Here is a 26,641-nt window from a genome sequence, read left to right as displayed (position 1 = left end):
ATTTAATAAGATTTAAGAATGGCAAAGCCAAAAACCTTTTTTACTTGTAACGAATGTGGAGCAGAATCGCCCCAGTGGTTTGGTAAGTGTCCAGCTTGCGGTACTTACAACTCTTTGGAAGAACAAATTTCTATTCAATCCTCAGTAGATGTACCCAGTCGGGGGGGAGTAAGTAGTTGGCAATCAACTCAAAGCAATGGCAAATCTCACACGAAACCAGCTAAAGCGCGAGCCTCTTTAACGTTTGATCAAATTACCGATCGCCAAATTGCCCGATGGGAGTCTGGTTATGAAGAATTGGATCGGGTGCTTGGAGGTGGGATTGTCCCCGGCTCTATGGTGCTGATTGGTGGTGATCCTGGTATCGGTAAATCTACTCTATTATTGCAAGTATCAAATCAATTAGCGCAGAAATACCGCATCCTTTACGTAACTGGTGAAGAATCGGGACAGCAGGTAAAATTACGAGCTTCTCGTTTAGGAGTATCAAAACCCCTAAGTGTGGTGAATGAGGAGAATGTAACAGTAGTAGTAGAGACTACACTTCCCATAGATCCTGACAGTATAGGTGCAGATTTATATGTACTGCCAGAAACAGATTTAGAAGAAATTTTACGGGAAATAGACTCTCTAAAGCCAAACGTGGCGGTGATTGATAGTATCCAAACGGTGTTTTTTCCGGCGCTGACTTCTGCACCAGGTTCGGTGGCTCAGGTAAGGGAATGTACCGCAGCACTGATGAAGGTGGCGAAGCATGAAGATGTCACCATGCTAATTGTGGGACACGTCACCAAAGAAGGGGCGATCGCTGGGCCAAAAGTTTTAGAACATTTAGTAGATACAGTGTTGTATTTTGAAGGCGATCGCTTTGCCTCCCATCGGTTATTACGGACAGTCAAAAACCGCTTCGGCGCAACTCACGAAATCGGCATCTTTGAAATGGTAGCGGAGGGGCTAAGGGAAGTCTCCAACCCTTCAGAGCTATTTTTGGGCAACCGTGACGATCCCGCTCCTGGTACTGCCATTGTGGTTGCTTGTGAAGGCACTCGCCCGATAGTTGTGGAATTGCAAGCTCTTGTAAGTCCCACCAGCTACCCTTCCCCTCGTCGGGCTGGCACTGGTGTTGATTACAACCGCTTGGTACAAATTCTCGCCGTCTTAGAAAAACGGGTGGGAATTCCCATGTCCAAGTTAGATTCCTACGTTGCTTCTGCGGGTGGGTTGAATGTGGAAGAACCAGCAGTAGATTTAGGAATAGCGATCGCGATCGTTGCCAGTTTCCGCGATCGCATAGTTGATCCCGGTACAGTATTGATCGGTGAAGTTGGGCTAGGCGGACAAGTGCGATCGGTTTCCCAGATGGAACTACGGTTGAAAGAAGCAGCTAAGTTGGGATTTAAAAGAGCGATCGTGCCAAAAGGGACAAAATTTCCCGACTTGAATATTGAGATATTACAAGTATCTAAAGTAATAGATGCGATTATCGCCGCCATCCCGCATCAAGAATTGACAGCCGACGATTTAGAACCTGACGAAGATGAGTAACCAATAGCCGCTTCAGGACTGGGTATTGGGTACTGGGTATTAAGAAAACAGTCCCTAGTCCCTAATCCCCAGTCCCTAATCCCCAGTCCCCAGTCCCTTTTACACCCCAAAGGACAACCCACCATGACAACCCTCACCCAAGACTACCAAATCACTTGGGAAAAACTACCCAATGATTACAAACTCCCAAATGATCCAGTGGACAACATCAACCAACCAGCCTTAGCGGCTGCACTCACAGAAAGCTTACAATTAGCCGGAAAAATTTCAGCTAACGCCCTGACAACAAGCAATTACGGCATTTGTGCCACTCTAAACAACAAAATGGTCATTAAAGCCCCTGATTGGGCTTTGATTCCCAAAATTAACGTTAATAGAGAAGAAGTAACACGCAGTTACACCCCTCAACTACAGGGTGACATTCCTGTAATTGTAATGGAATTTATTTCCGATACACAGGAGACAGAGTATTCTGTCAAAGCGACATATCCCCCAGGAAAATGGTTTTTTTACGAGCGCATCTTAAAAGTACCAAACTACATCATCTTTGAACCAGATAGCGGCAGTATCGAGATGTATCGTTTACCAAGCACAGAACAGTACATCTTGCAAGAGCCTGATGAAAATCAACGCTACTGGATCGCCCAAATGAATCTTTACATTGGGGTGTGGCAAGGTACTCGTGAAAACCGTACAGGAAAATGGTTGCGGTGGTGGGATGAACAAGGAAACCTACTGCTTTGGGGTGGAGAATTAGCCGAACAGCAACGACAACGCGCTGAACAAGAACGCCAACGTGCTGAACGACTAGCAGCACAATTGCGGGCGGCGGGGATTGAACCAGAAGTGTGATGACTTATTTTTTGAGGAAAAATTGAAAGGCACTGATCCCCGAATTATTTGAGAAGTTGGGGATCTTGTTTTTCATAAATGATTAAGTAGGGCTATATTGTTGAATTTTTAGACTCCAATACCAGTTGTTAGACAAGATGAGGGTTTAACAACTGCGATCGCCATAGGTTTATTACGATTGAATATACTGCTTATTGTAGGCTCCATGAGAATCGCCTAAAATCTCCCTTGCTAAACGCCCTACTAATGAAAAAAATCAAAATTATTGTCGAAAAACATTCTGACGGATTGCCTATCCTCTTGGTATAAAAGGGGCGATAGTTGGTCAAAGTGACACCTATCAGGAAGCCTTAACCGATGTCAAGTCAGCTATTCGCTGCTATATCGAGATATTTGGCAAAGAAATGCTCGAAGATGACTCACCAGTAATTGAGGCATTTCTGACAGAAGCAGAGGTGGCTATTTAATGCCGAAATTTCCTATTGATGCGCCTAAAAAAAGAGTTATCAAAGCATTTGAGTTATTGGGGTTTCGCATTAATTCGGGAACGTGAACATATTGTCATCGCGCGAGAAAATGAAGATGGATCGCAGACACCATTGGTAATGCCTAATCAATCTCAAATTAAATCAGGGACAATTAGTACTGTCTTGTAGTTTAGTATTCGCATCGGCGTGCTTCAGAATGCAACCTCTGGCAATGTTAATAGCTATTAAAACACTACAATAGAAACACATATTGATAAATTGTATCGCCCTAAGTATGACAACTGTAATTGCTAGACCTTCATCCTTTCTTGGCAGTATCAGAATAGAAAAGCTGGATAAGTTTCACCTGTTCAAATTTAATGATGAACTGCAAGCACGGATGGAAGAACTTTTAGAACGCAAAAAGGCTGATTTACTAACTTCAGAAGAAGTTATCGAGCTTGAAGAAATTGGAGAATTAGATAGGATTTTCACCCATATAAATGCGATGCTAGTAGCTCATAAATGATGATTGATGATGCTACTAAAGAAATTGTCCGAAGACGAGCAAATTATCTGTGCGAGTATTGCCATTCTCCAGAACGCATTTCCACAACAAGATTTACAGTAGACCATTTGATACCAAAGTCTATTGGTGGTTCTGATGAACTTAATAATTTAGCCTTGGCTTGTCGTCGTTGTAATGAACGTCGCTACAACTTTGTCGCTGGATATGACTCAGAAACTAAAGCAATAGTACCCCTATTTAATCCTCGCTAACAAATTTGGTAAGAGCATTTTCTTTGGTCAGCAAATGGTAGGACAATTGTCGGAGTTACTCCCACTGGTAGAGCAACCTGCAAGCGACTTGATATTAACGATGAACGCTATCCAGAAATGACTCGATTCGGAGTGCGCGGGGTTTTTGGGTTCAAGCTGGCTTACATCCTCCTAATGAAGATCCACCAAGGGCAAAGTAATCAATAAAAATAATAGCCAGAGCGATCGCAGCACCCTTTAGGATAATTTTAGAAAGCGGAAATAGTAGCCCATGAACACCCGATTGGTCGATTCACTGGTACAAATTATCGAATCTCTCACCCCACAAGAGCGCATCTTTTTACAAGAACGACTGAGCAATAAGCCAATTCAAGTGACTTCTTCTCCCCATTACATCCCTCAATCTGATCCGGCGCTTCCTCCTTGGCAAACTCTACCAACAATGTATGATTTACCGAGTGATAACCCAGAGGAACCAGGTTTGCCAGACGATTTTCACTTTTTACAGCCCTTACTTTTATACTTAACTTTTCAGCCAGCTAACTGTAATCCAGAGTTAGTTTACAGTGCTGCTGACCTCAATCTCTACTATGATTTAGAGCATCCTTTGTGGTATAAACGCCCAGATTGGTTTGGTGTAATAGGGGTAGGAAAATTATACAAAGGGCAGGACTTACGGTTAAGTTATGTAACTTGGCAAGAGCCAGCAAATCCCTTTGTGGTTGTTGAGTTATTATCTCCAGGTACGGAAGACGAAGATTTAGGCACAACAAGAATAAGTGCAGCAGATAAACCTCCTAGCAAATGGGAAGTTTATGAACGAATTTTGCGGATTCCCTACTATATTGTTTTTAGTCGCTACACTAATGAACTTCGGGCTTTTCAGTTAGTAGGCGGTCACTATGAACCGATGAATTTGACTAATGGCTGCCTACTAATGCCAGAGATAGATTTAAGTTTAGGCTTATGGCTGGGTTCATTTCAAGATATTGAAATGTTGTGGTTAAGGTGGTTCACTTTAGAAGGAGAATTAATTCCCGCACCCACAGAAGAAGTTGCTGCTGCAACTGAACGAGCTATGATTGCTGAACAAGAAGCTACAGAAGCTAAACAAGAAGCTACGGAAGCTAAACAAGAAGCTGCTCAAGCCAAACGAAAAGCAGAACAATTAGCAGAACGTTTACGTCAGTTAGGTGTGAATCCTGATGAACTAGATGAATTATTGTAGCTTCAGGAGGCTTTTCTGGTACGCAGCATAATTTTCTACTTTGAGGAATCATTGTACCGAAAGCTTTAATAGCCGATACCGAAGCAGCTATTTAATAACAATATTTGCTCCCAGAAAGATTAATTTTTGAGAGCGATGTCTACGACGAGCTGCGCTAACGCATGTTCAGTACATGAAATACATATAATATTTTTTTCGGGAAGTATATAGCAATGTCAGTTTTTATGAAAAACTATGAGATCACGCTATATCCTTACTCTTCCAAAGCTCAGTGCCAATTGGGTTACTAGGGGTAAGATAAGGTTCAACAGCGAATCCAAAAGGCGATGCCCAAAGCACTCGCAGATATTACCGCAGACACTGGTTATGTTCTGGCTGCTAAAATACTTAAGTATGAGTAGTATGATCAAACTACTCAGATAAAAATTGTCTATTTGGTCACACAACACCGTCAAAAGATTGTAGAAAAGTGTATTTCCTTGCGTTGATAGTGGTGCTAACCTCAATTTTAGGGATTTTATCAGCCTTTATCTGCTAGAGTTTCTAACTTTCAGCAAACTAGATAATCTATCAACAATAAAATCGCTAGGAGTGCGATGAGATGTCACAGTCCCCTATGACCAGACCAGAAATAGCTGCTGGAACTCTAATCGATAACCGCTATATTATCCAAAAACTTCTGGGACAGGGAGGATTGGGGCGAACTTACTTGGCGTTTGACACTCGTCGATTTAATGAAGCTTGTGTTCTCAAAGAGTTTGCGCCCATTGGCACAGGGGAGAGTGGACTTGAACAATATCGCAACTTATTTAAAAGAGAGGCAAAAATTCTTCATCAATTGCAACATCCTCAAATTCCCAAGTTTTTGGCTTGCTTTGAAGGAGATGGTCGGTTATTCCTAGTACAAGAGTATGTTGATGGTAAAACATATTCTAGGCTGCTAGGAGAACTTCAACGTCAAGGAAGAAATTTTTCTCAAGAGGAAGTTATAGAGTGGCTAAAGAATCTGCTGCCTGTTTTGGAATATGTCCACCAGCACAACATCATCCATCGAGATATTTCTCCTGACAACATCATGTTACCTGATGGCAAGGATTTGCCAGTGCTGATTGATTTCGGTGTAGGCAAGCAAATTGCTGACATGAATGAGGGGAGAAGTTCCAACAACCACCAAGTGACCTTTGTGGGCAAAATGTCCCTTGTAGGCAAAGTGGGATATGCTCCCCGCGAACAGATTAGCTTGGGTTTATGTTCCGCCTCTAGTGATCTTTATGCTTTGGGGGTAACAGCTATTGTGCTACTCACAGGTAGAGATCCATCTTTACTAATAGATCAGTATTCATTAGAATGGAATTGGCGTTATTATACCTACATTACGGATAGTTTTGCTCAAGTACTCGATCATATGTTGGCAGATAGGCCTAACAAGCGATACCAAACAGCCAAGGAAGTTCTTATAGATTTAGAGCGGATTGGAGAACCAGTAGTGGCAATATCTCCTGCAATCATACTTGATGATTTGCCTGCCACGGTGTTTAATCCTGAATTTCAGGCTATGTCGGCAATATCGCCGTCATACAACCAACCTGGAGAAACAATTTTTAGTTCACCTAGTTTACCTGCTAGCCCGCAAATTGGGCGAATTGAACAACCACAACCTTCACTTCAACCAGCATTTCTCAAACGTTGTCAGCACGAGTTAGCCTACCACATTGGCCCAATGGCAAATTTCGTTATGGAAGAAATATTAGCTCAAAATCCTTACATTTCAGCTGACCAATTTATTGAACTCATAGCTAAGGAAATTCCTAACTTTCAAGCAGCTTTTGAATTCAAAAAAAGCTTATTTTCATAGATATTTAGACACCAGGAATTTAGAGATAATTTTAATTTTTAGTTTTTCATTCTCCTATACCTCCCTGAGTGCGTTTGATTCTTTTCATTGCCATTTCTAAACTTAACTGCATCCGTTTAAAGGCTTTAGCTAAATTACCGATTTCATCATTCGACATCTGCTCGAATTCAACTTCCATATGTCCGGTACTAACTTCTTCGGCTATCCGAGTCATGCGTTTGAGAGGCATAACAACTTGTCGATTTAAGAAGAAGTTGACTAATAAGATAGTCACTATAAAAATAGTTGATACAATTAGGATAATTAGTAAGGAGGACTTATTAGCTTTGTTGATAACGTTATTCGCAGGTACTGTTATAATTTGAGCGCCGACAATTTCATTAAGCTTCCATCCAAATCCATTAGCTGTACCATACTGAGTAATCATACTTTGAGGTGCAGCTTCAGGTACGCTATGACATATCAGACAGCTTCCTTCAGAAATTGGCAGCGGACGAGCAATATAAAAGACATCCCCACCAGGAATTGAGCGAAATCCACTCAATTCTTTAAGGTCTGATTTATTTCTGAATTTTTCTACAATTTCCGTCTCAAAAGCGTCAGCCTTATCCCGAAGATTTGTGGGATTGAGAGTTGCTTCTTTATAAAAAAAATCACGGTAGTCTGTTGTTTTCCGTAAAATCTCAAATACCTCCCGTGCTGAGTATGCAGGCACACTTTGCGGCAAAAACTCAGTTACCAATTTATCAGCTAGCTCTGGATTCACTTGAGTACTGGTGTATTTCCGAACAGAACTCATTGTTTGCATGAGCATGAGACCAGTTGAGCTAATATCTTGTTTAGCATTTTCCCTGAGCAGAGAAGAAAGAGCAAATCCACTCAAGCTCAAACCGAATGTCAGAATTACCAGTAGCAGAATTGTAAATTTTTGTTTCAGATTGAGATTCTTTAGCATAATTTCAGATTACCTACAAGTCAAATTCTTATGACCAGATATGGCTAAAGTCATCGTTTACTCTAACATGAGAATCAAATAAAGATTTTGGTGTAAAAGTATAGTTTAGCTAAAACTATTAGGGTATACCCAACTTTATATTAGTAATTATTGAGGTTAATGAAAATGTTCTCTAACTAACTAAGTTGCAAAAAGCTACAACATCCTCTCAAATGGAATTTCCAAAAATTTTTGTGGGCTGTTCTGATCCCGTGCCAAAATAAATACCAGCAATTGTCAAATATTACTAATGGTGTGGAATGCAGGAAAGTCTTTATTCGGTGGACGCTATATTATCGAAAGGCAACTAGGCGAAGGCGGAATTGGCATTACTTATCTTGCCAGAAATCAACGGAATCAACTGCGAGTGATTAAAACCCTCAAAGAAGAAATCCTGAATCACCCCGCTTGGATACTCCACCGAAACAAGTTACGGCAAGACTTCCGTGATGAAGCAGTTCGGCTGGCTGTGTGTCACCATCCTCATATAGTACAGATAGAAACCATCTTCGATGAGGGAAATTTGCCCTGCATGGTGATGGAGTACATCGAAGGCGAAGACTTAGCACAGTCCGTGAGACGGATGGGGGTGCTATCAGAAGCAGAAGCGCTGCTGTACATCCGGCAAATTGGCGACGCTTTGACGCTAATTCACTCTAAAGGACTACTGCATCGCGATCTCAAACCACGTAATATTATGATCCGCATTGATAAATCAGAAGCAGTGCTGATAGACTTTGGCATCGCTAGAGAATTTATTCCCAATATGATCCAAAGGCATACAGTGTATCGCACTCCTGGTTTTGCCCCACCTGAGCAGTATGAATCAGAAGCGCCACGAGGAGAATACATTGATATCTACGCCTTAGCTGCTACCTTGTATAATTTGCTTACCGCCGTTATCCCGACGAGTGCAGATGATAGGCGTCACAATATTAATTTAGAACCACCACAATATTTTAATCCTAACATCAGCAACAGAGTCAATCAGGCTATTATGTGCGGCATGGATTTGGAGTCAACCTATCGTCCCCAGTCTGTGCAGGAGTGGTTGGATTTATTAGGGCCTGATACTGGGGAGGATGTAACAGGAATATCATCTACCTTAGTGATAACGCCTAGACTTAAACCACATCGACCTGTTGTATTAGATCAACAAAACTGGCAATGTGTACAGACCCTCAAAGGTCATTCTAGTATGGTTCATGCGATCGCCATTAGTCCAGACGGGCAATTTATTGCTAGTGGCAGTAATGACAAGACGATCAAACTTTGGCAAGTGGGTACTGGCAAGCTAGTGCGTCAACTGGGTCGTTGGTTTTCTGGTCATTCCAATATGGTTCATTCCGTCGCCTTTAGCCCAATCTCCTCATACCTTTCTTATCAGGGGGAGTCCGGCAAATCTGCGGGAATAGCAGACCTGAACTGGGGGATTTTGGCTAGCGGTAGTTGGGATAACACAATCAAATTGTGGGATGTAAACACAGGCAAAGAAATTCGTACTCTCATTGGTCATGCTAATTGGGTGAATTCCGTTGCCTTTAGTCCAGATGGCAAGTTTCTGGCTAGTGGCAGTGCTGACTGCACAATAAAACTGTGGCAGGTACACACAGGCATAGAAATCCAAACTCTCATAGGTCATTCTGACTCAGTTTCGTCAGTCGCCTACTCTCCGAGAACGCCGACAACGAATAGCAAGGATAGACAGCTTGTGGCTAGTGGTAGTAATGACTACACCATCAAACTATGGCAAGTATACACAGGCAGAAATATCTGCACACTTACAGGTCATTCTTTCTTCGTTAACTGTATCGCCTTCAGCCAGGATGGGGAAATTATCGCCAGTGGCAGTGGTGACAACACGATTAAACTGTGGCATGTAAATACACGCAGAGAAATTCGTACTCTCATTGGTCATTCTGATTCAGTTTGGTCAGTCGCCTTTAGCCAGGATGGGCAACTTCTCGCTAGTGGCAGTTGGGACAGCACTATCAAACTGTGGCACGTACACAGTGGCAGAGAAATCAGCACACTTACAGGGCATTCCAACTATGTTAGATGCGTTGCCTTCAGTCCTAATGGCCAAACCCTAGTTAGCGGTAGTGATGACGATACTATAAAGATTTGGCGACGGGGATAATAAATAATTCATAATTCATAATTCATAATATTTTTGCTGAGTGTGCTTCGATACTTTAAATCTACAGATAGAACTGCGATCGCCCCAAATTTGTGACAATAATGACGGCAACCGTGATTTTTGAACAATAAATTATATGGGCTTTGGTATTGGTGATTTATTCTGGATTTTTCTCCTTCTGACTTCTTTGCAACCCCTTTGGCAAAAACGTCAAATAGAATATCGGCGCTTGCGTGCTTTACAAGAATTCCAGCAGGAACGCAAAAGTCGAGTGATTTTGCTGATTCACCGCCAAGAGTCCCTTAGCTTCCTGGGAATTCCTATATCTCGCTACATTACTATCGAAGACTCAGAACAAATATTGCGAGCAATTCGCCTCACACCCCCAGATGTGCCGATTGACTTAATTTTGCACACTCCTGGTGGTTTGGTTTTGGCTACAGAACAAATCGCCAGAGCATTAATTCGCCACCAAGCAAAAGTTACAGTCTTTGTCCCCCACTACGCCATGAGTGGCGGTACCATGCTTGCCCTCGCCTCTGATGAAATTATTATGGATGCTAACGCTGTCTTAGGGCCAGTTGATCCCCAATTGGGTAATTACCCCGCAGCAAGTATCCTGAAAGTAGTTGAAGATAAACCCATCAGTGAGATTGATGACCAAACCCTAATTATGGCCGACCTCTCACGCAAAGCAATACAGCAGGTACAGCGGTTTGTGCGAACTCTGCTTAAAGACAGTATACCCAAACAAAAAGTTCTGCCAGAAAATATCGAACCGATTATCGAAGCCTTGACAACTGGGCGCGTCACCCACGACTATCCCATCACTATTGAAGAAGCAACAGAAATGGGGCTGCCCGTAACCGTCGGACTGCCCCATTCTATTTATGATCTCATGGATCTTTACCCACAGTCACAAGGAGGGCGACCCAGCGTACAGTACATTCCTATGCCTTACAATGACCGCCGTCCAATTCTACCTACACCCAAGGGCAGACCCTTAGAAGAACCAAATCAGATGACTTGAGGGGCTTTGGGGTAGGAGTTTTTCGTGGCGACTAGGGTGTAGCTGTTGGCGTAGCTGTCGGTGTAGCTGTCGGTGTCGCTGTCGGTGTAGCCATCGGTGTAGCCATCGGTGTAGCCATCGGTGTAGCCATCGGTGTAGCTGTCGGTTTAGCTGTTGGTTTAGCTGTTGGTTTAGCTGTTGGTTTAGGCGTCGGTTTAGCTGTTGGTTTAGGCGTCGGTGTAGCCGTCGGCTGACTGAAGACTGTCTTTGCTTCTTCATTCAGCTTTTGGCGGAGTGCTAAATTAGCAATTCCAGTTTCTTGCAACTGATATTTTTTCTGATACTCCTTCACCACTGTTTCCGTGCGGGAACCATAAAAATGATCGCGCGGGAGGGGAGGATTTGGCTTCACCACTGCATTCAAATTTCTGTGCAGAATTTGAACGATGTTAGCAGCAAAATCTTGGGTTTTTGGCCCTGCTATCCCATCAACTGGTTTTAGCCTATAACCTGTCTGAAATTCACGAATTGCCTTTTTAGTTTCCTCATCCGTCAAAGCACCATTTGTTACCTTGACGTTATAGCCTAACCCCCGCAATACAGTACGGAATTGCTGGGGCGTATAGCTACGTTGAGGGGCTGCGAAACCTGTGTCTGCAATTACTACGCTAGCAGTTATCAGGCAAGTAACAGCAAAGGTCGCGCTTGATTTTCCAAACCCACACCACATATTTAAAACTCCTTTGGATTAAATCAGCAGGATTATAAATCTTAACAGCTGCATTTTAAGTTTGTTTAATAACTTTTTTCGCTATTTTTTAATGATTTTTGAATAATTTGGGATTTATTTTTGTCAAATTTAACCAAATCTACAAAAACTAATTTGTGTCATCCATCCAAAGAAGTATCTTGTATTAGCAGAGATACAACGGTTATCATTTGAATCGAATACACCCCTTGAACACTAAATAACAGTTGGGACGCACATACCTGTGTCAACTTAGAGCCAAGGCGAATTCCATTCGCACGCCAGTTGCTCATGGGGAGCCACTGCGGTGGACGGGTTAAGAAGCATAAAGGAGGCAGGCGCTAACAGCGGGTTTCCCGACTTGGAGCTAATGGAAAATCAAGAGTTTGAAACCCACCCACAGAGAAGTTTGAGCGTCGGCTTCCGGCGTAACGCCAAAGGCGAACAGAAATTCTTCTATGGTCGACGCTGCATGAACGGAGCGGGTTTAAACTGTGTAGACGCGGTTTCTAACCGCCGATTTCAGGTTAAGTTGACACCAATGCACATCTGTGAACCCCTACTGGGGTCTACTCAACTGTAAATTGCTGTAATTGCTTGGAAAGAGCTTATATTCCAAATATCCAAATACTGTATAATATATGACAATAAATGAAAAACATAAAATCTTCTAAGCAGCGAAATCTTTGGTTTGAAAGATTTATGGCAATTGCTGCCACCGTAAATTTAGGTTTTGTTTTGTTTGATTTAAGTTACGTAGCTTGGCGGGATTTCTACTTGCGAAAACTTCCCCAAATTACCAAGATTTATGACCCAATAAAAGGTATTGAACCCTATCGAGACACGGAAAACTATCTGAAAACAGTAGACGCATTAGAACAGCAAGTCAAAGTTAACCAAACAAGTTTACAGTCGCCTCAGGTAAATAGCAGGCTAGAGCAAATAAGGCGTCTTAGCAATGAGATGATTGACACTAACCCGTTTGCGGGAGCGAATAAGAGTGGTACTCTGGAAAAAATCAAAAATCGGATGCGCGATCGCATCGGTAACGAATCTGCAAAACAATCCTTTGCCACTTTTTGGAGTCAGCCGTATTTATCACAAAATGGCTGGGATCAAGAAATTAATTTTTTCAACCAGAAAATCCGCCCTTTGATTGCTTCTAACTACTACCGCAAAATCGGGGAAAGTGGCGAATTTGTTGATGATTTCTGGATTATTGACTTACCCTTTGTGATTTTATTTGGCGTAGAATTGCTGGGGCGCACGTTCTTGCTCAGACGCCAACATCCTGGTTTTAGCTGGTTGGAAGCAGTATTGTGGCGTTGGTACGATTTATTTTTACTACTGCCATTGTGGCGGGGGTTGCGAATCATACCGATCTTAATTCGCCTCGATCAAGCGCGGTTATTGGATCTGCATCCAGTGCGAAAGCAACTTAATCAAGGGATTGTCGCCAATTTTGCCGAAGAACTTACAGAAATTGTCGTGGTGAGGGTAATTAATCAGGTTCAGGGTTCAATTCAGCGCGGTGAGTTAACGAGCTGGCTCTCGCAACAGGAAAATTTACGTCCCTACATAGATATTAATAATGTGAATGAAGTGGAAGCGATCGCAGGTCTTTTGATAAAAACAATTGTCTACGAAGTGCTACCCGATATCCAACCTGCGATCGTTGCCATTTTACGCCACAATATCGAAACCGTCTTCCATCAAGTCCCCGTTTACCGCAATCTCCAGAACCTCCCTGGCGTCGGACAGGCCCAAACCCAGTTAAGTGAACAATTAGCGACCCAAATCACAACTAATCTTTACAAAACTTTAGTTAGCGCTGTTGAAGACCCTGTTGGCGCAAAACTCACCAGTCAACTCGTACAAAGCTTCAGCGACGCTTTGGGAGCGGAAATAAAGGAAAAACACGTACTTTCAGAAATTCAGAGTTTACTTTTTGACTTCTTAGAGGAAATCAAACTCAACTACGTCCAGCGTTTGTCCCAAGAAGACATAGACCAAATTATCGAGCAAACCAGGCAGTTAAGAACACAAGTATCAGTTCCAGCAGTAGTGGATAAAGGCACTACTCTGCCAGGAATACGGGAAGGGTAGAAAGAATTTTAGATTTTAGATTTTGGATTTTAGATTCAAATTTAATCCAAAATTTCAAATCCAAAATTGAATTGCCCTGTTTGTCCTATGCCAATGCGTAGACTTTGACACTCTCTGTAGCTTTAGCCACTGAGATTCTACAGACAAAGTTAGGCGAACCTAACTCCCGCTACGATGGTCAAACACCGTATAGTGAGTCAGCTTAAGTAAATTTTGCTTTCCCGTTACTTTTGAAAACTTTTCACCTTTCTAGAAAACTTCGCAAACTTACTTTTTCTTCACGCTATCTACGTTTAAGTAGGGTGTAACCGCTTAGAAAACTTGTTTTTTGAAGTCTTATATTTCTTGTTACGTGAATCTGTTTACCATCTTAAATATACTACAAAATAGGGGAGAATCAAGAAAAACGTAGGTGACTAAAGGAGCCACGGCGGTCTTGGGGCAACACCTACGTGAAGCAAGTGGCGTTCACACGAGTCGCTTATATCTCAGGTCTGTTCGCGCTTGCGTCTCCCCTTGGGAGAAGACGCGCTCGTTTTACGCTTACCGAGAGCTTTATAAAAGAAATGCGCTAAACTCGAATTAGGCGAATCATCATTGGTTCGTCACAAGACTTCTTGGAAGATATATCTATCGCAGGAAGTGGGTCGATGCCCACTTTTTTTATTGAAATCTCTCATGGCTCATCCTTTAATTCCACAAATTATTGATTTGGCGACACCAGTGGCAGAAGAACTGGGATTGGAAGTGGTTGGCGTGGTTTTTCACACTAACCAAAGTCCACCAGTGTTGCGGGTAGACATTCGCAATCCTCAGCAAGACACTGGGTTGAATGATTGTGAGAGGATGAGCCGTGCTTTAGAAGCCTCCTTAGATACTGCCCAAATCGTTCCAGATGCCTACGTCTTGGAAGTGTCTAGTCCTGGTATTTCGCGGCAACTGGTAACAGACAGGGAGTTTATTTCCTTTAAAGGATTTCCTGTAATTATCTCCACAACGCCCCCCTACGACGGACAACAAGAGTGGATTGGTCAGTTGATTCGCCGGGATGAGACAACACTTTACTTAAACCAAAAAGGTCGTGTAGTCGAAATTCCCCGCTCCCTAATTACTAAGGTGCAGCTAGACGAGCGCCGATGAACAAAGGGGTAGGGCTTAGGAGTTAGAGACTAGAGTGCGATTCGCTCAAGGCTAGAGCTTAGGGGCTAGAAGTTATGAACTAGGAGCTAGAGATTAGAGAAGTGTAAAGCTATTCTTTAATCCCTAGCTCTATATAATGCATAGTTTTTAGTCCCTATTCCCCACTCCCGTACAGACGCGATTAATCGCGTCTCTCCCACTCCCTAATTTTTAAAGGAGATTGCTTATGTCAATGGTTACTTTACCTGGATTAAAAGAATTAATTGAAAGTATAAGTCGCGAGCGGAATTTACCCCGTCTTGCAGTTCAATCAGCTATTAGAGAAGCACTACTCAAAGGCTACGAACGTTATCGTCGTGCCCAAAATTTAGAGCGCAAACAGTTTGACGAAGATTATTTTGAGAATTTTGAAGTAGAACTAGATATTGAAGGAGAAGGATTTCGCGTTCTTTCCACCAAAACCATTGTCGAAGAAGTCAATAACACAGACCATCAAATTTCCCTAGACGAAGTTCAACAAGTAGCTCCCGAAGCGCAGTTAGGAGACTCTGTGGTGCTGGATGTTACCCCAGATCAAGGAGAATTTGGTCGGATGGCGGCGATGCAAACCAAGCAGGTACTTGCACAAAAATTACGGGATCAACAGCGCCAGATGGTGCAAGAAGAGTTCCAAGATTTAGAAGGAACTGTTTTGCAAGCAAGAGTCCTGCGGTTTGAACGGCAATCAGTAGTTCTGGCAGTTAGCAGTGGCTTTGGTCAGCCAGAAGTAGAAGCTGAATTACCAAAGCGGGAACAACTGCCTAACGATAATTATCGGGCCAATGCCACCTTCAAGGTATATCTCAAAAAAGTCTCCCAAGGTCAGCAACGAGGGCCACAGTTGCTTGTGTCTCGTGCTGATGCTGGTTTGGTGGTTTATCTGTTTGCCAACGAAGTCCCAGAAATTGAAGATGAAGTGGTACGGATTGTTGCCGTAGCGAGGGAGGCAAACCCCCCTTCCCGTTATGTAGGCCCCCGGACTAAAATAGCAGTAGATACTCTTGATCGCGATGTAGACCCAGTAGGCGCTTGTATCGGAGCCAGGGGATCGCGAATTCAAGTGGTAGTCAACGAATTACGCGGTGAAAAAATAGATGTAATTCGTTGGTCGCCAGACCCAGCCACATATATCGCTAATGCCTTAAGTCCAGCCCGAGTGGATGAAGTGCGCCTCATGGACCCAGAATCTCGGCAAACTCATGTACTTGTAGCTGAAGATCAACTGAGTTTGGCCATTGGGAAAGAAGGACAAAATGTCCGTTTGGCAGCCCGTCTGACTGGTTGGAAAATTGACATCAAAGACAAAGCTAAGTATGACTATGCAGGAGAGGATGCCAAATTTACAGCTGTCAGAGCAAAATATCAACCAGAGGAAGATGAGCTTGACTTTGAGGAAGAATTAGAGGATGAAAATGAGGACGAATTACAGGAGGATAGTTTTGACAGTAACGATGATGAATAATTGATTAATTTTGTAAAGTTTTGATACTGTTGATTGTAGTCTCAGTCTCAAGGATTATTTTCTCAAAAGCTACTTGGTATAAGTAAAAAATAGTAATAATAAACTTCTTTTTACACCCAGAATGCTGGAGTGAAATCACAGAGAATCGATGAAACCAAATTATCGGCGCTGTATTAGTTGCCGGAAAGTAGGCTCAAAAGATGAGTTTTGGCGGATTGTCCGCGTCTTTCCATCGGGAAAGGTACAATTAGATCAGGGCATGGGGCGTTCTGCCTATATTTGTCCAGAAACGGGTTGCTTACAAGCGGCTCAAAAAAAAAATCGACTAGGGCGATCGCTACATGCATCAGTGCCAGAAACACTGTACCAAAGCTTGTTGCAACGTCTAGCCAGCAGTAATACCCAAAACCAAATTTAGTTGGAACAACTTTGTGACGTAATCAGCAGAGGAATTGTGTCGAAAGGCGAAGTCGCGCTTTCATCACACTCTCTGTTGATCGTTAAGGTTAGTGCCAAAATAGTAAATGGGTGTAAAAGGCATTCGGCTCTCCAATTAATGAGGGGCGAGGCAACATTCCCAGAGCAAAATGTAATCGATTGTGTTGTGGAAGACTCAGAATCAACAAAACAAGAAACTACAAAATGGCAACCTGGTAGCGCTCAGGCGCAGTTCGGCGTCAAGGGTTCCTATAAAAATCTTTTATTTAAAAAATTTTTATGGGTGTCACTCAACCATCATTCCTGGTGGGGATGCCATTATTAAACCGAAACATCTCTCTTTCCTGATTGGAGGCACCGGCAAAAACTAAACGGCAGTCTAAAAACAGTAATCCAAGGGTGGAGATGTCGCAAACCAGGCAACCATCCGCTAAAACTGTAAATTAAAGGGGAAGAGTGGATGAACAACGGCAAAGTTAGAATCTATGAATTATCAAAGGAATTGAATTTGGATAACAAAGAGCTATTAGCAATTTGCGACCAGCTCAACATTGCGGTCAAAAGCCATAGCAGCACGATTTCAGAATCTGAGGCAGAAAACATCCGTACAGCAGCAGAAAAACTAGCAGCTACGAATGTTTCGGCCAAAAAGGAACTAGGTACAACCAGCCATAAACCAAATTCACCACCAAACGGTGGACTCGCGCGACCTGCTGCACCCCACAAACAGCAAATTTTGGAAATACGCAAACCCAAAATATTGAGAAATACTACCTCCAACGCCCCAGAGGCGTCACTTGCTAACAATACCCAAGCTGCCTTGTCTGAAGCTAATCCTCCCTCTCCTCCACGGCCTTTCGCTACACCAGTCTCACCCATGAAGCCGACGGTACCAACTCGACCTGTACCCCGGAATCAATCTGAGACCCAAGAGCAACCTCCTGTCATAGACTTGGAAGAAACGCCAAATCAAAATCAGGCGCCGGAAAAAATAGCAGGCCAAAAACCGGAAAAAATAGTTCCACCCAGACCGAAATCGGAAAAACCGATCAAACCGCAACTAGTTGCTCCTCCAGCAAGACCTGCGGCAGAAGAAGCCCAGGTGGCAGATGAGCAGCAAGTATCTCAGGCAGACAAACCGATCCTTAAACGCGACCAACGACTACGACCCGTCGAAGGCGATCGCGATCAAATTAAGCCAAAAGTCGCTAAACTGCCAACTGACCAGTCCCCACAAGCTGCATCACAAAGACAGGCTCGTCCTACCCCTTCACCCACCAGACCAGAGCAGAGGGGCAATAGACCATCTGCACCATCACAACTAGGAGAGGGGCAACGACCCAGGCCAGCCCGTCCAGGTGAAGCTGTAGCAGCTGCAATGCCGATCGCTACTCCACCCAGACAGATGTCAGGAATAGCAGGCAAATCTCAAGGATTGGGTGATGAACCAGTCGCACCTGATCTCCTCGATTTGAAACGCCCAAGTCCGCCTCGCCCGACCAAAGGCGGCAAAAAGTGGGTAGAAGAGGAAATCATTGACGAAGTTAAAGAGAAGGCTAAAGCTGGCGTCAAAGGCAAGCGGATCAAGCCGATACTTGATGACGAGTTTGAAGAAGACTTGCTGGATGATGACGATCTCGACTCACCAGCCACCGTCCAAGTCAGCCTTTCCATCGCCCGTCCTCCAAAACCTAAAGCGACTCGGCCTGTACAGATGCCAGGCGCAACCCTTGCTAGCGCCCCAACTGCAAGAGCGAGAAAGTCTGGTTCCAAGTCTGGTTCCAGCCGCGACCATCACCAAAACCGTCGCCAAGAAGCCGAGACAAAACGTGACCGTCCAGCAAAAGTGGTGGTTACAGGGCCGTTGACTGTGCAAGAACTATCTGACGTTTTAGCCGTTGCCGATACAGAGATTGTGAAAATCCTGTTCCTCAAAGGCATGGCGGTGAGTATCACCCAAAATCTGGATATTCCCACAATTACCCTGGTAGGAAAAGAACTAGAAATAGAAGTCGAAACCGCCGAGCCAGAAGCAGAAGCTCGGAAAATTACGGAAATGGTCGGCGCAGAAGACCGAGAATATCTCCACCGCCGTCCACCAGTCGTGACAATTATGGGTCACGTAGACCACGGTAAAACAACCCTGCTCGACTCAATCCGCAAAACAAAAGTGGCTGCTGGCGAAGCTGGTGGTATCACTCAACACATTGGTGCATACCATGTGGATGTGGAACATGAGGGCAAACCGCAGCAGATAGTCTTCCTGGATACTCCTGGTCACGAAGCCTTTACAGCAATGCGGGCCCGAGGAGCGCGGGTAACAGACATTGCCGTGTTAGTCGTGGCTGCTGATGATGGTGTCCGTCCCCAAACGATTGAAGCCATTAGCCACGCTCAAGCCGCAGGAGTGCCAATTGTCGTTGCAATCAACAAAATTGACAAAGAAGGGGCACAACCAGAGCGGGTGAAACAAGAGCTGACCCAGTATGGTCTGACCGCAGAAGATTGGGGTGGTGAGACAATCATGGTTCCGGTGAGCGCCATCAGAGGTGAAAATCTAGATACGCTCTTAGAGATGATTCTCTTGGTAGCAGAGGTTGGAGAACTATCAGCCAACCCAGATCGTGCCGCCAAAGGAACTGTAATTGAAGCACATCTGGATAAAGCCAAGGGAGCAGTTGCTACCCTGCTAATTCAGAATGGCACCCTGCATGTGGGAGATATATTAGTAGCTGGCTCGGCCTTCGGTAAAGTCCGGGCGATGGTGGATGACAGAAGCAAGAGAGTAGACATTGCTTCTCCTTCCTTTGCTGTCGAGGTACTAGGTTTAAGTGATGTGCCAGCAGCAGGCGACGAGTTCGAGGTCTTCCAGAATGAGAAAGAAGCCAGAGCACTCGCTAGCGATCGCGCAGACAGACAACGCCTATCCCGCCTGTTGCAAGGTCGTGTTACCCTTACAACCCTGTCGGCTCAAGCACAAGAAGGCGAGTTGAAAGAACTCAACTTGATCTTGAAGGGAGACGTACAAGGTTCCGTGGAAGCCATTGTGGGAGCGCTCAAGCAAATCCCCCAAAACGAAGTCCAAATCAGGATGCTGTTGGCTACTGCTGGGGAAATCACCGAGACAGATATCGACTTAGCAGCTGCCAGTAACGCTGTGATTATTGGCTTCAACACCACCTTCGCCAGTGGGGCTAGACAAGCCGCCGATGAAGCGGGTGTGGATGTCCGGGAATACAACGTGATCTACAAACTCCTGGAAGATATCCAAGATGCCTTGGAAGGTCTTTTGGAACCAGAGTTGGTGGAAGAACCCTTGGGTCAAACCGAAGTCCGTGCCGTCTTCCCAGTCGGTCGCGGTGCTGTTGCCGGTTGCTACGTTCAATCTGGCAAGCTAGTTCGCAACTGCAAAGTCAGGGTGCGACGCAACGGTAAGGTGATCTTTGAAGGCGTCCTTGACTCCCTAAAACGGATGAAAGAAGATGCCCGTGAGGTCAACGCCGGTTATGAATGCGGTGTCGGCATGGATAAATTCAATGATTGGGTTGAAGGTGACATCATCGAATCCTATCAAATGGTTACGAAGCGCCGCACTCTCACCTTAACGAGATAGTGTTGAGGGTAAAATGGTTAGAAGTTAGGAGTGATAAATTAGGAGTTAGGAGTTAGCAGCCTTTAACTCCTAACTCCTAACTCTTAACTCACAACTTTTTATAATATGCATTCATTTCGCTCTGAACCTATTTTGTGGATTCACGTCGCTGGATTGGCGACGTTGCCTGTTTTTTTAGTCCTCTGCTTATTGTTTTTGTCTGTGGGCGAGCCGTTTTTGCCAGTCTGGATGGAGCTATTCTTAGTTGCCGCCATTGGTATTCTCCCCTTGCTATGGATGCAGTTACGTCGCCCTTTTTATATATTTGCTCTTTTAGGAATAGCCCTAAAGCCAGAAAATCTGACTGAGCGGCAGCGAAAAATCCTCTGTTTAATTAATACAAAGTTAAATCGTATCCTGGCATTAGTGGCAGCAGTATTGTCGGTTTGGGTGCTGTGGCATCTTTACCAAATTGCCCCATTAGTAGCAAATTCAGCTAAATTCCTCCCCCAATGGCGCAGCCTTGCACTAGTGCTTGCGGGATTAGCCTTTTTGGGTAGCAATCTATTTTTACAAATACCTGTGAGTGTAATGCGAGTTTTGGTGACTAATGACACAGAATTCGCTGGCATAGAGCCATTATCTTTAGAAAAGATTAAGCAGGATTTCACAATTTTAGGGGTGCGGGTTAATCAAATCGTGCCCCGCTTGTTGCAATCCCTGTTTAGGATTAATCCAGATTCGTAGCAACCCTCAAAGTAATATTATTTTACTTTAAGAGGTTAGAAATAAGCAGCAGGGAGCAAGAATTTTAGATTTTAGATTTTGGATTTTAGATTGAAATTAAATTCAAAATTTAAAATCCAAAATCCAAAATTGAATTGCCCAATCCCAGTTACTATTGAAGTTAAAACAAAGGAATGAGGAACTATGGCTCAAATTCCAGCTTCTAGCGATCGCCAATTTTCTGCTGATACTGAAATTTGGCATAGCCTCAAATGCGCGATCTCTACTAGTTCCGGTTTTCAACGCTGGCAACTAGAACGCGATGCTCAATTACAAGGAATTCGCCTGGAACAGCAGGTACAACGGTATTTAAGGGAAACTTTAGAAACCTTAGCTTACTAAACACCAAATAAATCTTGTAAGCTTGTTTGCAAGCGACGGAGTTGACGGTATGCACCCTGCAAGCGATCGCCATCAACTTCCACTTCATTTGTGGGATAATTCTTAATAATTTCAATCAGCGACACCTGCCCGTCTTGAGTCGCAGAAAGTACCAACGCAGCTCGCAAAGCCTGTCGGTCTGCTCTGCGAGACGGTGTAGAAATAACTTGACTAATTTGATCCAAAATAATATTACCAATCTGGCTATTCAGCACTCTATCTAAAAATACAGGGTTTACCTTCACCGACTCCGTTAAATATTGACGAATGGCTTTGGGGTCTTGTCGCACCAAAGCCAAATTAACTCGTAGTGAACGTGAAAGTTCACCTGTTTGGGCAAAGGTGGATAGTTCTTCCACAGAAAGTGATTCACGGAAGTACCATACTTCAGCACTACTCGTTCCGCACCAAAGACAGGAGTGGACAAAAGTAGGACTTACGCACTGTACAAATTTCTTATCTTGTGCATTAACCAAAATGCGTCATTTCAGGCTTTTCTGAATCATCCTTTGATAAATAGCGATCGCAAAAAAGTGTCAAAAATAGGACTTACGCACTGTACAAATCAATCATGGTATGCATTTACCATGCATAGGTCGTTTTAGGCTTTTATTAATCATTCTTCGATGCCACATAGACCCACGTCGTAGGGGCAATTCATGAATTGCCCCTACGACAAATGTGGTTTTTCCGATCCAACATATTTTGTCTTTTTTGTCAATGCGTCGCGCCAAAAATTGAAAACGCATTTCTCCCGATTTCCAATAGGTTTGCTTTTGCTGTGATCATATTCCAGCAAAATTAGTTACGACATCTGGCTTTAGGGAATAGCAAAAAATAAATAATTCAGTAGTCGTAGCGGAGGCGGATGAGCGCTTAGACAAGGCAGCGAGAGACTTGTCGTAGACATTGCCTCGTCCCGAAAGCCCCTATTAGAGCATCGCGAAAATCCAGCTACCATCTCAATTAACAAGACAAGTTGCTCAGAGCAACTGGTTGAAGGTAGGTAAACCTCCGCTAAAGTGTACTAGTAGAATTTTCTAAATAAAACAATATAACTAATGTATAAGTTCTGTGATCTATCTAAGGAATTTAGCTGAATCAGTGCTAATCATCCAGTATAGTTTTGCATGGGTTTTAGAGCAGCTACAAGGCCGCTACCTTCAACCTTGTTCCACATACCGTAATTCAGCACATCACAGACTCAAAAAATGAAAGATCGGGGTTTTCACATTTCTCTAGCGAAAAATTTTCGCCTTTTTTCAAGCAGTCATCTCAGTTATACTTTACGCGTAGGAGCCGGACTAACGGCTTTGTTAGTTGTTTCTAGTGGGTCAATACTACTTGGTGAGGTTAATGCTGGTGCTACTCACGCAGAAGGTATTGCCCCAACTCTCACAGCGCAAGCTCCCGCAACTGCCGCAGTGATTTACGTTAATCCAACAACTGGTGCAGATAGTGCTGGTGCTGGTACAACGTCAGCTGCACCCTACAAAAGTATCAGTTTTGCTCTCAGTCAAGCCCAACCAGGTGCAGTTATTCAATTAGCACCTGGGAACTATAACAAAGAAAGTGGCGAAACCTTCCCGTTGTTGGTGAAACCAGGGGTAACACTGCGGGGTGATGAAGCTAGTAAAGGTCAGGCGATATTGATTACAGGTGGAGGTTTCTACACTAGTCGCTCCTTTGCCAGACAGGATATTACCATCCTTGCCGATCAAGATACCACGATCACCGGTGTCACCGTCACCAATCCAAATGCGCGGGGTACGGGTGTGTGGGTAGAGTCAACTAATCCCATTATCAAAAACAATACTTTTACTAACAGTCTTAGAGAGGGCGTTTTTGTTACGGGTACTGGCAATCCCAAAGTTGAAAGTAACGTCTTTGTGCAAAACAAAGGCAATGGGATTTCAATTACGAAAACTTCCCAAGGAGAAATTCGCAATAACTTATTTCAGGATACTGGTTTTGGTCTAGCGATCGGTGGCACTTCCACACCCCTAATTGTGGAAAACCAAATTATCGAAAACCAAGATGGTCTTTTTATCTCGGAGTCAGCGAAGCCCGTATTGCGTAAGAATATCATTCAGAACAATAAGCGGGATGGAGTAGTAGCAACTGTTAATGCTTTACCTGATCTTGGCACCAACGAAAATCCTGGTGGCAATCTTATCCGCAATAACACTCGTTATGATGTGAACAACGCCACCAAAACCGGTAAAATTGTCGCTGTTGGCAACGATATCGATCAGAAAAAGATTTTTGGCTCAGTAGATTTTGTTGCTGCAAGTGTTAACGTACCTCCTGGAGGGACTGGTGCCTTTAAAGATGTGCCAGCAAATTACTGGGCAAAAAACTACATCCAAGCTTTAGCCTCGCAAAATATTATTGCTGGCTTTCCTGATGGTAGTTTTAAACCCAATGAACCTGTAACCCGCGCTCAATTCGCCGCTATTGTCACTAAAGCCCTAACACCACCAGCCAAACGCCCAGCCATTAAGTTTAAGGATGTAGCAAGCAATTTCTGGGCTTATGCTGCAATTCAATCTGCTTACCAGGGTCAATTTGTTTCTGGTTATCCCGATGGCACTTTTAAGCCACAGCAGCAAATTCAAAGAGTGCAGGCGTTAGTCGCTTTAGCTAATGGTTTGGGCTTAACTACGAGTAATCAGAATATCCTTTCTTTTTACACGGATGCTGCCCAGATTCCTAATTATGCGATCGCACCTGTTGCTGCGGCAACTGCACGGCAACTAGTGATCAACTATCCCACAGTGAAGCAGCTCAATCCTAATCGTGAAGCGACTAGAGCCGAAGTTGCTGCCTTTGTTTACCAGGCACTCGTCAATGCTGGACGCGCTCAACCAATTCCTTCATCCTATTTGGTAACAGTTCAGTAAATGCCTAGTTAGCAAATTGGAAGCGCCAGACTAACAAATTATTAGTCTGGCGCTTCCAAATACATTGCTCAGATTGTCAAATCAGTAACTTGCGATAAAATTATCCTTAATGGCTATCTGAAGTGAAGCATGACTGAGCAATTTGAAAAATATCTTGAGTGGTATCTAGTTGCAAATGTTATTTCGGAGCAACCGTTTGGTGAAAACCATGAAATCCGGTATGGGACAAAGCATTTCAGTCCAAATACAAAGGTTTACTGTTCTGCTCCAACTTGGGGTGATGGTTACGAGAAAATAGTTGTTGCAGGTCGTCATCGTGGCTCATCCAGATTAGTCAAAATGGTTATCCATGAGAAGCGACTAACGAATTGGCGGGCACGATATGTCTATTTACCAAAGCTAAAAGGATCGTTTTCTATTCGACATTGGGACTCAAAAGAACAGGTAGAAGGATTTGCTAAGGCTATACCCCGGTGGCAAGAAGCAAGAAATGCGAGGAAGAAAGGCTTTGAAAAATTGCATCCAAATGAAGTTTTGATTCATGCTCTCATACTCAGTAGAGTTGCTGAGGTCAAACAAGCAATTGAGCGAGGAGCAGATGTTAACTACTTAAATCATGATGGACTTACACCTCTAACACTTGCTCTCGGTAGACGCCAGCATTCACTCTTCACTCAGTTACTCTTAGAGAAAGGTGCTGATATTAAAACCATTAGCTATCAGTTCCTTGAAGAAGTAACCCAAAATGCATCGGAGTATCCTGAACCTGTATTCAGGTTAGTTGAGCAAGCAATTGATGAGCTATTTCCACACTCTAAAAAGTTTGATTAACGTTTTTTAAATTGCCCTAGTCTGGGTGTTGTGGCGATAATGTTAACACAGGGTTATCGATGCCCAGTTTCAATTTCAACTGGTGGCATTTGAATCTGGCATCAAGGTAAAAAAATTAACAGCTAAAATTTCTCCCTTCAAGAATTAGGATTTTTACCCGACTGGGGACGTTGTTCCCGACGCTGTTCCCAGCGCCAGAGGAAAACCATTAGAGCAACAATTCCTAATTGGAGAGCTAAACTAGGCAAAGCACTCTCAACATCCCGTCCGGCAAGCACTTGGAAGAAAAAGACAAATGCACCAAGTGAGCCAGAAGCACCAAAAGCGATGTAGAAAAATTGTCGTAAGCCGCGATAGGGAGCAGCTATTTCTGCTTTGAGGCTGGCATATTGTTCAGGGTTAAGCCGATTTTTAGGATTTTGATCTACCATGATTAAATCGTGTTATACTCATAGATTGTGTACGCCGATGTGGCTCAGTGGTAGAGCAGCTGATTCGTAATCAGCAGGCCGTGGGTTCAAATCCCATCATCGGCTTTGATTAAATTATTATTTAATAGTCAAGTTTGACATAAATTAATGTACAGTGACTAATTATCTGTAGTCGGTGACACATTGATGTCGTTGTGACAAATTATTGTCATCAAACCTAGTAATTCGCTTCGGTATGTATTGGTGACAAATTATTGTCATCTTTCTGGAAAGCAACAATTTATATATGGAGCTTAGATAGATTTAAACCCCTATTATCGGCGAGAGTACGGCACCAAATACTTACGAATGGTGCGTTACGGATTTCATCATAACGCACCCGACAGTACTGATTTAACTACCCCTACTCCCATTTTCAAGTCAGGTGGATTATTGCAGCAAAGGAGTTGTGCTATTACCGTTAGTTGACGCATTGGCAATTGCAGCTTGAGTAGGTTGAGTAGTAAGAACTGCTATAAGTGGAGTAACTTTTGAACTAGATTGTTTATTTCGTTTTCGATTAGAGCCGCCAGCTTTGGAATACTCTATACTGTTTCTGCCGTAGACAGTTGCAACTCCACTTAGCATTCGTTCAGATATTTCGGAGAGGGCTTTATCCATCTGGGTTACTGTTTTACGCGATTCTTCCAGATTGGACACCAGCGTATTATTAGCTTCTACCATCGCACGGGTAGTGTTGATTAGATGGTTGTAGGCTTCAATAGTTAACCCATGTCCTAAATCCAGATTTTCATCAATAGATTTAAGCAAGGCGAGACGAAGTTGGGCTTTGTCAATAGCAGCAGAACCACGAGTTTTTAAAGACATGAGACATCCTTTTTTTATAATCCTTTTTCAACATAGTGGAATATCCT

24 protein-coding genes, 1 tRNA gene and 1 pseudogene are annotated in these 26,641 nt (G+C 43.5%); 21 read left to right on the top strand and 5 right to left on the bottom strand.

Features of this window, described 5'->3' with window-relative positions; translation table 11 throughout:
- The first annotated feature begins 18 nt into the window (after nt 1-18).
- The 7 genes from radA (at nt 19) to V7K30_RS15510 (ending at nt 6,727) form a co-directional block, all read left to right on the top strand.
- Nucleotides 19-1,545 (top strand): DNA repair protein RadA, encoded by a 1,527-nt coding sequence (gene radA, locus V7K30_RS15540; protein ID WP_335000623.1) that lies wholly within the window; start codon nt 19-21, stop codon nt 1,543-1,545.
- Between the two features lie 123 nt (nt 1,546-1,668).
- Entirely contained in the window at nt 1,669-2,397 is a 729-nt protein-coding gene (locus tag V7K30_RS15535; protein ID WP_335000621.1) for a Uma2 family endonuclease, read from the top strand.
- Between the two features lie 485 nt (nt 2,398-2,882).
- On the top strand, nt 2,883-3,053 hold the full coding sequence (locus V7K30_RS15530; protein ID WP_335000619.1) for a hypothetical protein: 171 nt from the start codon (nt 2,883-2,885) through the stop codon (nt 3,051-3,053).
- A gap of 106 nt (nt 3,054-3,159) precedes the next feature.
- On the top strand, nt 3,160-3,393 hold the full coding sequence (locus V7K30_RS15525) for a hypothetical protein (RefSeq protein WP_335000617.1): 234 nt from the start codon (nt 3,160-3,162) through the stop codon (nt 3,391-3,393).
- Nucleotides 3,390-3,644, top strand: coding sequence for an HNH endonuclease (locus V7K30_RS15520; RefSeq protein ID WP_335000615.1), 255 nt, complete (start codon nt 3,390-3,392; stop codon nt 3,642-3,644). Before V7K30_RS15525 ends, V7K30_RS15520 begins: the two co-directional genes overlap by 4 nt.
- Nucleotides 3,645-4,017: 373 nt before the next feature.
- Nucleotides 4,018-4,872, top strand: coding sequence for a Uma2 family endonuclease (locus tag V7K30_RS15515; protein WP_335000661.1), 855 nt, complete (start codon nt 4,018-4,020; stop codon nt 4,870-4,872).
- Nucleotides 4,873-5,473: 601 nt separating this feature from the next.
- Nucleotides 5,474-6,727, top strand: coding sequence for a serine/threonine-protein kinase (locus tag V7K30_RS15510; RefSeq protein ID WP_335000613.1), 1,254 nt, complete (start codon nt 5,474-5,476; stop codon nt 6,725-6,727).
- Nucleotides 6,728-6,773: 46 nt separating this feature from the next.
- On the opposite strand, the gene V7K30_RS15505 is transcribed toward V7K30_RS15510, so the two are convergent.
- Complete coding sequence (locus V7K30_RS15505; protein ID WP_335000611.1) at nt 6,774-7,682, bottom strand: Tll0287-like domain-containing protein; 909 nt, start codon at nt 7,680-7,682, stop codon at nt 6,774-6,776.
- A gap of 289 nt (nt 7,683-7,971) precedes the next feature.
- Here V7K30_RS15505 and V7K30_RS15500 point away from each other — a divergent pair, with 289 nt between their 5' ends.
- Together V7K30_RS15500 and V7K30_RS15495 are read left to right on the top strand one after the other, a co-directional pair.
- Entirely contained in the window at nt 7,972-9,861 is a 1,890-nt protein-coding gene (locus V7K30_RS15500) for a serine/threonine-protein kinase (RefSeq protein ID WP_335000609.1), read from the top strand.
- A 136-nt stretch (nt 9,862-9,997) separates the two neighbouring features.
- Nucleotides 9,998-10,891, top strand: coding sequence for an SDH family Clp fold serine proteinase (locus V7K30_RS15495; protein ID WP_335000607.1), 894 nt, complete (start codon nt 9,998-10,000; stop codon nt 10,889-10,891).
- 31 nt (nt 10,892-10,922) lie between these two features.
- On the opposite strand, the gene V7K30_RS15490 is transcribed toward V7K30_RS15495, so the two are convergent.
- Complete coding sequence (locus tag V7K30_RS15490; RefSeq protein WP_335000605.1) at nt 10,923-11,600, bottom strand: peptidoglycan-binding domain-containing protein; 678 nt, start codon at nt 11,598-11,600, stop codon at nt 10,923-10,925.
- 388 nt (nt 11,601-11,988) lie between these two features.
- Between V7K30_RS15490 and V7K30_RS15485 the strand changes: the two genes are divergently transcribed.
- The 9 genes from V7K30_RS15485 (at nt 11,989) to V7K30_RS15445 (ending at nt 21,523) form a co-directional block, all read left to right on the top strand.
- Complete coding sequence (locus V7K30_RS15485; protein WP_335000603.1) at nt 11,989-12,201, top strand: hypothetical protein; 213 nt, start codon at nt 11,989-11,991, stop codon at nt 12,199-12,201.
- Nucleotides 12,202-12,269: 68 nt separating this feature from the next.
- The gene (locus V7K30_RS15480; protein WP_335000602.1) at nt 12,270-13,724 is read left to right on the top strand and encodes a hypothetical protein; all 1,455 of its coding nucleotides are present in this window, start codon (nt 12,270-12,272) and stop codon (nt 13,722-13,724) included.
- A 678-nt stretch (nt 13,725-14,402) separates the two neighbouring features.
- On the top strand, nt 14,403-14,864 hold the full coding sequence (gene rimP, locus V7K30_RS15475) for a ribosome maturation factor RimP (RefSeq protein ID WP_335000600.1): 462 nt from the start codon (nt 14,403-14,405) through the stop codon (nt 14,862-14,864).
- A 226-nt stretch (nt 14,865-15,090) separates the two neighbouring features.
- On the top strand, nt 15,091-16,365 hold the full coding sequence (gene nusA, locus V7K30_RS15470) for a transcription termination factor NusA (RefSeq protein ID WP_335000598.1): 1,275 nt from the start codon (nt 15,091-15,093) through the stop codon (nt 16,363-16,365).
- 148 nt (nt 16,366-16,513) lie between these two features.
- Nucleotides 16,514-16,783 carry a YlxR family protein gene (locus V7K30_RS15465; RefSeq protein WP_335000596.1) on the top strand — a complete coding sequence of 90 codons (270 nt, stop codon included), beginning with the start codon at nt 16,514-16,516 and terminating at the stop codon, nt 16,781-16,783.
- Nucleotides 16,784-16,819: 36 nt separating this feature from the next.
- Complete coding sequence (locus V7K30_RS15460) at nt 16,820-17,128, top strand: hypothetical protein (RefSeq protein WP_335000594.1); 309 nt, start codon at nt 16,820-16,822, stop codon at nt 17,126-17,128.
- Between the two features lie 135 nt (nt 17,129-17,263).
- Nucleotides 17,264-20,416 carry a translation initiation factor IF-2 gene (gene infB / locus V7K30_RS15455; RefSeq protein ID WP_335000592.1) on the top strand — a complete coding sequence of 1,051 codons (3,153 nt, stop codon included), beginning with the start codon at nt 17,264-17,266 and terminating at the stop codon, nt 20,414-20,416.
- A 105-nt stretch (nt 20,417-20,521) separates the two neighbouring features.
- Entirely contained in the window at nt 20,522-21,142 is a 621-nt protein-coding gene (locus V7K30_RS15450) for a low-complexity tail membrane protein (protein WP_335000590.1), read from the top strand.
- Nucleotides 21,143-21,325: 183 nt separating this feature from the next.
- Nucleotides 21,326-21,523 (top strand): hypothetical protein, encoded by a 198-nt coding sequence (locus V7K30_RS15445; RefSeq protein WP_335000588.1) that lies wholly within the window; start codon nt 21,326-21,328, stop codon nt 21,521-21,523.
- On the opposite strand, the pseudogene V7K30_RS15440 reads toward V7K30_RS15445, so the two are convergent.
- Nucleotides 21,520-21,989 (bottom strand): annotated as a pseudogene (locus V7K30_RS15440) (alpha/beta hydrolase). The gene V7K30_RS15445 and the pseudogene V7K30_RS15440 overlap by 4 nt on opposite strands.
- A 784-nt stretch (nt 21,990-22,773) precedes the next feature.
- Between V7K30_RS15440 and V7K30_RS15435 the strand changes: the two are divergent.
- Nucleotides 22,774-24,465 carry a DUF1565 domain-containing protein gene (locus V7K30_RS15435; RefSeq protein WP_335000584.1) on the top strand — a complete coding sequence of 564 codons (1,692 nt, stop codon included), beginning with the start codon at nt 22,774-22,776 and terminating at the stop codon, nt 24,463-24,465.
- Nucleotides 24,466-24,594: 129 nt separating this feature from the next.
- A complete protein-coding gene (locus V7K30_RS15430) occupies nt 24,595-25,296 on the top strand; it encodes an ankyrin repeat domain-containing protein (protein WP_335000582.1) in 702 nt (233 codons plus the stop codon).
- 137 nt (nt 25,297-25,433) lie between these two features.
- Here the strand turns inward: V7K30_RS15430 and V7K30_RS15425 are convergent, their stop codons facing one another.
- A complete protein-coding gene (locus V7K30_RS15425) occupies nt 25,434-25,727 on the bottom strand; it encodes a DUF3493 domain-containing protein (RefSeq protein ID WP_335000580.1) in 294 nt (97 codons plus the stop codon).
- Between the two features lie 33 nt (nt 25,728-25,760).
- Here V7K30_RS15425 and V7K30_RS15420 point away from each other — a divergent pair.
- A tRNA-Thr gene (locus V7K30_RS15420) sits at nt 25,761-25,832 on the top strand.
- Nucleotides 25,833-26,156: 324 nt separating this feature from the next.
- Here the strand turns inward: V7K30_RS15420 and V7K30_RS15415 are convergent.
- Complete coding sequence (locus V7K30_RS15415) at nt 26,157-26,594, bottom strand: hypothetical protein (protein ID WP_335000578.1); 438 nt, start codon at nt 26,592-26,594, stop codon at nt 26,157-26,159.
- Nucleotides 26,595-26,641: the final 47 nt, after the last annotated feature.

This window comes from Nostoc sp., assembly GCF_036917655.1.
Taxonomy (GTDB): Bacteria; Cyanobacteriota; Cyanobacteriia; order Cyanobacteriales; family Nostocaceae; genus Nostoc.
This window is presented reverse-complemented; position numbering and strand designations above follow the sequence as displayed.